The organism is Catenulispora rubra (genome assembly GCF_015356825.1).
Classification (GTDB): Bacteria; Actinomycetota; Actinomycetes; order Streptomycetales; family Catenulisporaceae; genus Catenulispora; species Catenulispora rubra.
In genome coordinates, this window is sequence record NZ_JAACYW010000038.1 from 48,554 (window position 1) to 59,581 (window position 11,028).

The window sequence follows — 11,028 nt, forward strand, 5'->3', positions numbered from 1 at the left end:
ATCGTGGCAGTAGTCGTGCCTAGGGTCGCGGCCGGGGTGGTGTGCGGCCATCTCATCCAGTGGTGCGCTGGTGCTGAACTGGTGAATGCGCCTCGCCTTGGTCGATGCCACTGGTTGCGTTAACAGCCGGGCTTGCAGACGTCACGGCGACCTCCTCCCACGGATCCTCGTAAGCGGTGCCGAAGGTGTAAAGGTATGCATCCAGCAGTTCGTCGCCGGCAACTGTCAGCCGGACGGACCCCAGGTGAAGGAGGCGAACGCCAAACCGGGTTGTCGCCCAGCGGGGCAGGTCGGCCGGGCTATGGGCTGAGCCGTACCAGTCGAGGTCGGCATCATTCCGGTCGTAGCGCTCGGGAAAGGAGCGCAGCGCATGGAGGTCCCGAAAGAGGTGCAGAAGCGACGGATAACCGAATAGATCTTCCAGGAAGACGTACCAGTTTGGGGTGTGCACTCGTGGGCCGTTTCCAAGCCCGGGTTCCCGTTGGTGCGTCGTCCAGCCGCTCAGACGGCGGTCACGGTCCGGTTCAGGCAGGTTCCACGTCGGTCCGTCGGGGTCCTTGAACGACGGCTGCCATCGCAACGGCTCGTCGATGCGGTGGCGCAGCAGGTGTAGCTCTGCCTCTTCTGCGAAGAATGTGGTGAGCGCGATTGCGTCGGTCGCACGGAAGGCAAGGTAGGCGGAACGGTCCGTGGGGCTGTGAGGCGCAAGGACACCTGGGTGCAGCCGGATGTCGCCTTCGGTGAGCATCTCCCACAAGCACATGGTGGCAAAGCGCCGCCGCCGCTCCGTTGCCATGATCCCGGCTTTTCGACAGCCATGCTGAAATCGTGCGGGAGCGACAAACTCAAGATCGCGGAAAAGCCAGCGCCGGCGGGCGTAGTCGATTGGCGGCGGGCTAAGGCTGAGCTCTTCGACGAGGGTGTCGATTCCGATCAGAACCGAGTCAAGCCAGCCTTCGCGAGCAAGGCGACGCAGGACCGCCGAGATGGTCCTGGCCATCGACGCAGGCAACGACAGCTGCATCGCCAGGCGCCCCCACTGGTTCACATTTCCGGCTTTCGCGATCAGCATCGCCACCGCGGCTCGGAATGCTGCGGTGTCCTTGGTCTGCGGCGGACGCAGATGATCAACCACGGAAGGCCACGCAGCCTGCGGGACCAGCTTGGCGGGAACGAACGCCAGGCGGTCGGGTGCGTGAGGCCACTCGCGACGACGCTCCATGTCAGGCGGAGGCAACGGTTTGACCATCGGTAAGCGAGGGATCGGATTGACCGTGCGATAGACGACTCGGTCAGCGATCCGCATCAGCGGAGCACGGTGCCGCAGAAGGATTGCGTCGAGCACCGGGTCGTAGGTGTGTTGTTCGATGAGCCTGCGCTGTGGGTCAGGCTCATCGAGGGCCGCCGGGTTCTCCAGCTCGGGCCGCGGCAGGATCTTAGCCAAGAGCTGTCCGGCCGCCTCCAGACTCCCAGCTGAGAGAATTTCGTATGCTGCTGCGGCGGCTCGTCCGAAGTGCATCGGCCGAGTTGCCATGGCCACGTAGGTGGCGACGGGCGACCTGACCCCTGGCGGTTTCGGGCGCGATTGGAACTCGGAAAGTCCCTCTCTGAGCCAGTCTTCGGTCAAGCGCTCCTCGTCCAGGAAATACATCCTGGAGGCGTAATAGCGCATGACGGCCGACAAGCTGCCGACCGCGATTGGAGCGGGGACAGACAGCCCGGCCATTGCCACCGTGTCGGGCTGAGGGCCGGCCAGCCCCAGCAGATGGTGGATCGACTTCTGGACGCCGAGGAGCGGATGGGCGGCGTCCAGCGAACTCGTCCGGGCCGTCGACAGGTCAGCGCCGCAGCGTTGACGGCTCCGATCCCGAATCGTCGTGTCCTTGCTCGGGTGAGCGCAACGCAATCCATCGGGAGGCCGGTCCCACCGGTTTTCGCCCGAACGTCGAACCCGGTGGCATTCAGGGCACCTCCAGGCGAGGAAGATCCGATGCCGCAGACACAGGAACGACCAGTTCAGATACCACGCGATCTGCCAGCGACCTTGCGTTTCGGCCAGACATCGTGGACAGAACCGAGCTCCGGAGCCCCGCGTCCAACGGTCCCAATAGCCTTGAGGGAAGCCCGGCCGGGATTCCCCCACGACACCCAGCGGTCGGAAGCGGTCAAGAACTGTTCCGTTCAGCACGGCGGGATCAGTGCCGGCCAGTGTCCCGACCCGGTTTAGGCAGTCCTGGTCGAGATCGAGGGTGAGACCGTAAGGCGTGCGCGGCGCGTTGAGGCCCAAAGCGGGCAGGAATGCACGCAAGGTCATCCGATAGCGGCGTGCAAGCGCTTCAAGCCAGCTCTCCAGGCTCTCTCCGGGGGCGATTGCGATCCGCAGCGGCAGCGCCTGGAGCTGCTCCGAGCCTGTTCCGCTCACCGCGTTGTCGACCGCATCACTGCCAATGAAGCTGCCAGGCGCTGTCGTGCTTCCTCCGCTGCGGCATCGATCTGGACGTGCTGGAGCAGGTCGTGACTGATTCGCTCGTCGCCGGTCTGAATGGCCCGCCGGCACCCGCGAACGATAAGGCTCATCAAGGAACCGATATGCCCTGTAGTTCGCTCGAACAGGTAGTCGCTCAGCGCCGTCAGATCGCCGCGGCGGTGCTCGGCCAAGACGATCCGGCTCTGGATGGATTTGATCAGCGTGAGCCAGTCCTCGCGGCCGTGCTCCTCGGCGATGTCGAAGGCGCTGACGCCTAGGACGGTCCAGCGTCGAGGATTCTGTGCCTGTGCGGCGTTATGGCCGGTCAAGCCGTCGCTCAGGAAGCCCTTCTCCCTCAGTCCGACACCCACGTAGACGAACGTGACCGGGAACTCGCTGCACAACCACTTGAGATGGTTGCTCACGTCGGATCCGTCGCGCCGACGTGGATTGACGAAGTGCAGGTCGTCGATCACCCCGAGGCGGGTGCCGCAAGACAGCACGCAGTCCAGGGCATACTCACCCAGTAGCTCGGCGCTCCCACGTTGAGCTCCGGGGTGGCCATAGAACGCGCAGATCCTGCGGTTCAGCGACTTCAACGTGGTGGTAGAGCTCAACCCGACCCGGAACACTGGCAGGTGTTCGTGGCCGTCCTCAGTTGTCTCGCCGAACCGGCGGCGCTGTCGCCGGTCGAAGTCGCGAGCGTAGGTATTGACGATCGTCGTCTTCCCCATGCCGGGGAACGCATCGAAGGCCGCAGGCACCCGGATCCGGTCGGGGTCCTGCCGATTGCTGTCGATGATCTCCTCTAGGGCGACATGTGCCTCCTCCAATTGCGGAGTCCGCATGATGCCGAAGTTGGCATGCCAGTCCTTGCGGCTCTCGTTGTACTCATCGAGCGCGTCCTCGCCCAGAACGGCAAGTTGCTCCCGATTCAGCTTCTCCGGTCTGGGACGCGGTGGATCGTCGACGTAGCGGCGCCATCCGCTCTTGCGGGACAGGCTGTAGGCGGTTCCGGTCATTGCAGGAACTCGAACAGATCGTCGTCTTCGGTGTCGTGCTCGCCTGCCTCGTCGAACTGGTCATCGTCAGACTCGATCTCAGCAGAAGCCACTGGCTCGGTTCCGAGGCCGGTACCGTCGTCGGCGGCCAGAGCTACCAGCGTCGGCAGGATCTCGACCATTGCCGGGGCGTTGTCGATGTCGGGTAGTGCTGGACGCTCGGCCGACAGTCGGGCAGCCATCCGTCGCTCCCGGCGGTCCAAGACGTTCCCGACATTCCATCTGGCCAGCAACTCGGCCAACGCTTGTCGTGCATCGACCTGGCGGCCCTGACGCAATACGACGCGACGACAGTAGGTCGCCGCCTCCAGGCTGAATGGTGTCTCGATGCCCGGGGCGTGCTCCCAGGTCAAAGGCTGCCAGCCCGTGACAGGATGTTGGAAGTAGGCGGTGCGGATGTCGTCGGGGTTGTAGCGGACCGGCCACTTACCGGGGTAACGGCCACCGTAAGGGCGTTCGGTGTCCCGATAGTCGTCCAGGGCCTCGCCGTTGTAGCGAAGCCCCTCGACGTCCACGCCGTAGTGCTGGATCGTGCACCATCGGGTGTCCAGGAAGTCGTAGAGCAGGTCGTTACTCGCCGAGATCCGCAGCAGTCCGGCGCGGGCGACGCCGATCTCGAACATCTCGTGCGGAGAAAGGCTCGTGCGCGGCCACTGCCCCAATGCCAGCCCGGAGTGCGACCGCCGGTGATAGACCAGGCCGACCCACTCTCGGATGACGTCCTCGAGCTCATGCATGAACAAGAATGCCGCGTCTTCGACGTTCTCGCCACGGCTATAGACGTCAGGACCCTTATAGGCAGGCAGGAACTGGATCAGGCCTTCGCGCAGCGTCCGGAAGAAGCGCTCCACCGTCGGTTTGTCCGACCCCTGGCGCGGACGTGCGGGTTGGATCGAGATCCCCAGCCGCGTGCAGACGCTGATGACATGAGCAGACAAGAACACCTTGCCGCGGTCCACGACCAGCGTTTGCGGGGGGCAGCCCGGAAGCCCGACCGCCGGTGCCTCATCTGGATGCTCGACTTCGTCGAAGACCAAGTGGGTCGGTAGCCCGTGATAGGGCCAGCGCGCCTCATCGGCCCAAGACAGAGGCGGCGGGCTCGGCATCAGCGCCTCATAGAGCAGTCCCGCAACATCGACCGCCTTGGTCGACACCGGCGTCACCCGAACGGCGACTACGCAACGGCTGAACAGGTCGAGAGCCACGGTGAGCTGGACCGGAAGCCAGCGCAACGTCACCGGCTCCATCGCGAATACGTCCAGGCTCTGGGTGTCCAGAATGAAGAACTCGCCCGGGCGGTTCGCCCGCAGCCGGCCATAGGTGCCCTTGGGCCGTGAAGCCACCGATCGGCGCGACTTGGCCGGCCGCTGACGAGTGTCAGTGCCCTTGGCCAGACGCGCCAAGTGACGATAGGCCGTGGCCCGTGATGGGAGCGGGACTACGCCTGGCCCGTAAAGCTCGTCAAGGCGCGTCTCGATTAGCAGAATGCGTGCTGAGTCGGTCTGGTTCGAGATCGACACACCCTCGGCGATGATCTGCCGCGCTGCGTCCTCCCAGCGAGGATCGAGGCTGGCTCCGCGCCCCGTCACCGATCCCAGATCCACCAAGCCGGCCTCGCCGTGACGCAGATAGGCGGCAGTCATCCGACGCACCGTGCGTTCCGTGACGCCGAGCTCGGCAGCCTTGGCGGCATAGCGTGTCATCAGGCCCGTGCCTGCGTAATCGGAGCGGGGTTCGCTCGGAAGCGCCGTCGCGGCGTGCCCCGACTTGTACCCGGTCAACAGCTCTCGTACGTGTCCGGCCCGCTCGGCCACCTGTTCGGTCTGGGCGGGGGTGAGCGCAGAAAGAATGCTTCCGACCGGCAGACCTGGGTCCACCGGAACCGTCAACTCCGGCTTCGCTCGGGCCAGGAACTGCGCCAAGCCGATGGCCGCGAACCTGTCACCGCAACGATAGGTGACGTCGCGGCCGCGTAGCTCCACGATCTGGACCCGCTCCCCATCGAGGTCGAACCAGGCGTCAGCGTGCATGCTGGCTGAGTTGTTCACAGCCGATTCCTCCGGTCCGCATCGAGCACGCTCGTGCTCCCCAACACGACTCCGAGATTCGTAGTCAGCTGGTGCGTCCACAGAAGGTGCAGGATCACCGGCCTGATCACGGCAGGTGCGACACCGTTTAGACGACGTTCGACCTCCCCGAGGGTGGAGCTCGGACCGACGGCATCGAGCACTGAGTGGATCAAGTCCGCTCGAACCAACTCGGCGCGTCGATAGCCCAACAAGAACCGGATGTTCTCCAGCGGATAACGTGCGGCTCCGGTGTAAACCTCGAACCGCCAGCCGCGCCTTGCGCACAGCAGCCGTGTCCATTCGAAGATGGTCGCGACCTTTTCGTCCTCGACCAGATACGCCGGCTTCACATCGACGACGGTCACTGTGCCGTCTCTGCCACTGAGCAGGATGTCGGGAACGTGGCGACGGATCCGCCGCCCATCGGCACCGATCAGCTGGAACGGTTGGCCCAGGATTCCGACCGTGTCATGGTCGAAATCGGCGAGCTGGAGCCGACTCAGCTCCAGCAGGCTCTCGTAGACCAGCAGCCGCCCCATGGTCGCGGAGAAGAACCAACCCGAATAGTGGCGCTGTCCTGCGTAAGATCTGAACTCCCGCACCGGGAGACCGTCCAGCACTTCATCGACGACGAGGCGATCCAACTCGGATTCCACGAACGAACCGTCGCAGGCACGGTACCTCGCGCGGACCGTGCTCGTGGCCTTACGTACTTCGACCCGCCCCACGTGGGCAGCGTCTCACCGGTATGTCCGATTGGCCAGAGATGTGGACAAGATCGTGAGAATTGGACAGCCCTATTGATGACCTACAGAGCCGCCTAGCTCTGCGCCATGTCCACAAACCGCGAGTAATGACCTTGGAACGCCACCGTGATGTTCGCCGTCGGCCCGTTACGGTGCTTGGCCACGATCAGGTCCGCCTCGCCGGCGCGCGGCGACTCGCGCTCGTAGGCGTCCTCGCGGTGCAGCAGGATGATGACGTCCGCGTCCTGCTCCAGGGAGCCGGACTCGCGCAGGTCGCTCATCATCGGGCGCTTGTCGGTGCGCTGTTCGGGGCCTCGGTTCAGCTGGCTGATGGCGATGACCGGGACCTCGAGCTCCTTGGCCAGCAGCTTCAGGGACCGGGAGATCTCCGAGACCTCCTGCTGGCGGCTGTCGGGCCGCTTGGAGTTGGTGCTGCTGTGCTGCATCAGCTGCATGTAGTCGATGATCACCAACTGCAGGCCGTGCCGCTGCTTCAGTCGCCGCGCCTTGGCCCGGATCTCCATCATGGACATGTTCGGCGAGTCGTCGATGAACAGCGGCGCCTCGGACACCGGCCCCATGCGGCGGGCCAGACGGGCCCAGTCCTCGTCGGTCATCGTGCCGCTGCGCATGTGGTGCAGGGCGACGCGGGCCTCGGCCGAGAGCAGGCGCATGATGATCTCGTTGCGGCCCATCTCGAGGGAGAAGATGACGGATGTCAGGCCGTTCTTGATGGAGCAGCTGCGGGCCAGATCCAGTCCAAGCGTCGACTTCCCGATGGCCGGCCGCGCCGCGATGATCACCATCTGCCCCGGGTGCAGACCGTTGGTCAGCGAGTCCAGGTCGTGGAAGCCGGTGGGGACGCCGGTCATCTGGCCCGAGCGGTTGGAGATGGACTCGATCTCGTCGAGCGCGCCCTCCATGGCGTCGGCCAGCGGGATGTAGTCCTCGCTGGTGCGGGCCTCGGTGACGTTGTACATCTCCTGCTGGGCGGCGTCGACGATCTGCTCGACGTCGCTGCCGTCGGTGCTGTAGCCCATCTGGACGATGCGGGTGCCCGCCTCGACCAGGCGGCGCAGGACCGCGCGCTCCTTGACGATCTCGGCGTAGTAGCCGGCGTTCGCCGCGGTGGGGACCGAGTTGATCAGGGTGTGCAGATAGGGCGCGCCGCCGATGCGGTTGATGTCGCCCTTCTTGGTGAGCAGGGCCGCGACGGTCACCGGGTCGGCCGGCTCGCCGCGGCCGTAGAGCTCGAGGATGGCCCCGTAGACCGCCTCGTGGGCCGGCTTGTAGAAGTCGACGGCCTTGATGACCTCGATGACCTCGGCGATGGCGTCCTTGGACAGCAGCATACCGCCCAGCACCGACTGCTCCGCCGGGATGTCCTGCGGCGGGGTCCGTTCGAAGCCGCCCTGGTAGGCCTCGTCGGCGGTGTATGGGAGGTCGTCGATGCTCATGTCCCGCCTCCCTTGCCCGCGTTGCCACTCCCGCGAAACCCTCGTCTCTTCTTTGTACGGGACGGGTCCGACAGGCTCGTATCCCCCACGGTACGGAACCGGGCCCCGCCGGTCGAGGCGGCCGTCCACACCCCCTGTGGATAACCTGTGGATAAACCGGGGAAAGCTGTGGAGACACGCCGATGTACCTGGGGACAGAGTGTGGAAGGTCCCTGTGAATAATGCGACCAGCGACTGATCGTGAAGCCCTGACGTGCACGGGAGCGTCGCTGATTCGTCCACCGGCTGTGGAGAAAAATTTTCCCGGAAGAATCTTGCTGGACCCCCGGAGCTTTGCTAGACGCAGGACTCTCCGGGGCCGTCTGAGGACCGCTTGGAGACCGCCTGGAGACCGCCCGGGGATAGTCCGCGAGACCGCCTGGGGACAGTCCGGGACAGCTCCGAGGACAACCCCGCTAAGCGGCGGTCTTCCCCGTCATCCGGTCGAGCAGGTTCCGCGTGGCCCGCTGGATCCGCTCGTCCACGAACCCGGGTGTGGACAACCCGTGGTTCCAGTGGAACGTCCCGGCGTCGAACACCCACGCCCCCGACGGGTACTGACACAGCACCGTCTGCTGCGTGTCCGCGACCGGCTTGTTCCGGTCCCCCTCCGCCGTGAACGGCGACTGCGCCAGGATCGTCGGCGCCGGCCCGCCCTTCACGTGCGGGAACACCTTGTCCGCCTCCCCGGCCACCAGGTGCGGGATCTGCTGCCCGTCCTTCAGCCCGGTCCCGCCCCAGAACCAGTGCGCGGTCGTCGACACCACCAGCGGCTGCGGCTTGGCGTCGGTGATGATCGCCGTGTACATCGACCCCAGCGTCTGCTGTTCGGGCTGTCCCAGGTCGCGCCACAGCACGGTGGGCGCCACCCCGCCGGTCGCCGCCGGGTCGGCGTGCCGCTTGTAGCAGGTCACCTGCCGGTGCTCCGAGCCGGCGTCGGAGGCGTCCAGCCGGATGTTCCAGTAGACGTTGTTCGCCGCCATGAAGGCGGCACTGACACCCCTAGTAAGCGCGGCCTGGAGAACGGTGCGCATCTGCGGCGACCAGTACTCGTCGTGGCCTGAGAAGACCATCGCCTTGTACTTCGTCGGGTCCACCCGGCCGGCGTGCAGGTCGATGCTCGACGTGTACGTGATCGTGTACGGCTGCGCCTCGACCCACTGCGCGAAGGCCTGGTCGAGCTCGAACAGCCGGGGCAGCCCGTCCTCGTGGTACGGCCGGTCGAAGGAGACCCGGGTCGAGCAGATGTCCGCGCCGCCCTCCTTGCCGTTGGGCAGGTACGCGTTGTACAGGCTGGACCCGAGCTCTTTGTCCACCGGGTACATGTTGTACGCCTGGTACGTGGTGAACGGCAGTACCACCAGCAGGTCCGCCCCCTTGCCGTCCTCGCGCACCACGAACGGCACGCAGCTGCGGTACTTGTCCTGGCTCTCCAGCGTCGCGACGTACAGACCGCCCCGCCACGCGGCGGGCACGTTCAGCGTGTACGAGGACTGCCACGGCGCCACGACCGTCCGGGTCGGCTCGACGACCTTGAGTGCCGGCTGCGCCTTCCCGGTGATCCGGGGGCTGGTGAAGACCAGCTCCGAGCCCTTGCCGGCGGCGCTGCGCCCGAGCCGGTAGAACTTGATCACGAAGCTCTTCGCCGGGCGCACGCTGACGTGGAAGTCGATCGACTCCCCGAGGTTCACGCTGGTCGACGACGCGTAGCCCTTGATCCGCTGGTCGCGGTCGTCCACGGCCTGGTAGCCGTCGGCGTCCGGCCGCCAGGCGCCGTCGTCCGACAGCGCCAGCGCCAGGGTGGGCACGGTCTCGCCGGTCTGGGCGTCCGAGCCGCCCTCCAGGCCCTCGTTCACGTCGCCGCCGCCGCCGTGGTGGCCGCGGCCCTTGCTGCCGTATCCGGCGGGCGCGCCGTCGTCGCTGTTCCCGCCGTGGTTCTCCAGCATGTACGCGCCGCCGGCCACGGCGGCCAGGCCCAGGCTGCCGAGGATCAGCAGCGACTGGCGACGGGAAGGGGCATGCATGAGCGAAGTCAACCAGGTGCTCGGCGCACTGGGCAAACAGAATGCAAAAGGGACTGCTCCACCGCGTTTGATCTGCGGTGGAGCAGTCCCTTTAAGCAGTTCCGTTGAGCCTTCCACAAGCCTTCTGGATTACCTCCGGAAAGGCGTTGGAGAAGATTCTCAGGCGGCGACGACGGTGATCTCCACCTTCGCCTGCACCTCGGGGTGCAGCCGGACCGAGACGGTGTGGGAGCCGACGGTCTTGATCGGGTTCCCGATCTCGATCCGCCGCTTGTCCACGTCCGGGCCGCCGGCCCGCTTGACCGCGTCGGCCACGTCGGCGACGGTCACGCCGCCGAACAGCCGGCCGGACTCGCCGGCCCGGGTCGCCAGGCGGACCCGCAGGCCCTCCAGCTCGCCCTTGAGCTCGGTGGCGTGGGCCAGGTCGCGGACCGTGCGGACCTTGCGGGCCTTGCGGATCAGCTCGATCTGCTTCTCGCCGCCGCGGGTCCACGCGATCGCGTAGCCGCGCGGGACGAGGTAGTTGCGGGCGTAGCCGCCCTTGACCTCGACGACGTCGCCGGGCTCGCCGAGACCGCCGACCTCGTGGGTGAGGATGAGCTTCGTAGCCATGATCTCTCCTCCCCTTCCTAGCGGGTGGTGCTGGTGTAGGGCAGCAGCGCCATCTCACGGCTGTTCTTCACGGCCACGGCGACGTCGCGCTGGTGCTGGGTGCAGTTGCCGGTCACGCGGCGAGCACGGATCTTCCCGCGGTCCGAAATGAACTTCCGGAGCAGCGTGGTGTCCTTGTAGTCGACGTACGCGACCTTGTCCTTGCAGAATCCGCAAACCTTCTTCTTCGGCTTGCGGAGAGGTGCCTTAGGCATGGGATCTCTCCTGGTTACTTCTTCACTACGAGTTCAAGGGTCCGTTTGAGGGACCGGACGCCAGATGTCCCGAAAGAACAGGCGTCCTGGAAAACAGGCGTTTTAGAACGGGGGCTCGTCGTTGCCGCCCCAGCCGCCGTCGCCGCCGGATGCCCAGGGGTCGTTGCCGCCGCCCTGGTTCCCGCCGCCACCGCTGCCGGAGTTGCCGCCGCCGCTGGAGTTTCCTCCCCAGCCGCCACCGGAGTTCCCGCCGCCACCGCCGGCACCGCCTCCGCCAGCGTCACCTGGAGCGCGCCCGC

Annotated in this window: 9 protein-coding genes; all 9 read right to left on the bottom strand. The window is 66.1% G+C overall.

Going from position 1 to position 11,028, the window contains the following annotated elements; all coding sequences use genetic code 11:
* Positions 1–52: 52 nt before the first annotated feature.
* A complete protein-coding gene (locus GWK61_RS13770; RefSeq protein WP_194908741.1) occupies positions 53–2,422 on the bottom strand; it encodes a TniQ family protein in 2,370 nt (789 codons plus the stop codon).
* Positions 2,419–3,489, bottom strand: coding sequence for an AAA family ATPase (locus GWK61_RS13775; RefSeq protein WP_194908742.1), 1,071 nt, complete (start codon positions 3,487–3,489; stop codon positions 2,419–2,421). Before GWK61_RS13775 ends, GWK61_RS13770 begins: the two co-directional genes overlap by 4 nt.
* Positions 3,486–5,576, bottom strand: coding sequence for a TnsB C-terminal domain-containing protein (locus GWK61_RS59480; protein WP_194908743.1), 2,091 nt, complete (start codon positions 5,574–5,576; stop codon positions 3,486–3,488). The genes GWK61_RS13775 and GWK61_RS59480 overlap by 4 nt, the downstream gene beginning before the upstream one ends.
* Positions 5,573–6,253 (bottom strand): TnsA-like heteromeric transposase endonuclease subunit, encoded by a 681-nt coding sequence (locus tag GWK61_RS13785; protein WP_323747554.1) that lies wholly within the window; start codon positions 6,251–6,253, stop codon positions 5,573–5,575. Before GWK61_RS13785 ends, GWK61_RS59480 begins: the two co-directional genes overlap by 4 nt.
* 164 nt (positions 6,254–6,417) lie before the next feature.
* Complete coding sequence (gene dnaB / locus GWK61_RS13790) at positions 6,418–7,800, bottom strand: replicative DNA helicase (protein ID WP_194908745.1); 1,383 nt, start codon at positions 7,798–7,800, stop codon at positions 6,418–6,420.
* Between the two features lie 455 nt (positions 7,801–8,255).
* Entirely contained in the window at positions 8,256–9,863 is a 1,608-nt protein-coding gene (locus GWK61_RS13795; protein WP_194908746.1) for a N,N-dimethylformamidase beta subunit family domain-containing protein, read from the bottom strand.
* 159 nt (positions 9,864–10,022) lie between these two features.
* Positions 10,023–10,475, bottom strand: coding sequence for a 50S ribosomal protein L9 (gene rplI, locus GWK61_RS13800; RefSeq protein ID WP_194908747.1), 453 nt, complete (start codon positions 10,473–10,475; stop codon positions 10,023–10,025).
* A 17-nt stretch (positions 10,476–10,492) separates the two neighbouring features.
* The gene (rpsR, locus tag GWK61_RS13805) at positions 10,493–10,729 is read right to left on the bottom strand and encodes a 30S ribosomal protein S18 (protein WP_012784583.1); all 237 of its coding nucleotides are present in this window, start codon (positions 10,727–10,729) and stop codon (positions 10,493–10,495) included.
* 102 nt (positions 10,730–10,831) lie between these two features.
* Positions 10,832–11,028, bottom strand: a 197-nt coding sequence (locus GWK61_RS13810; RefSeq protein WP_194908748.1) for a hypothetical protein, incomplete at its 5' end; no start/stop codon positions are given.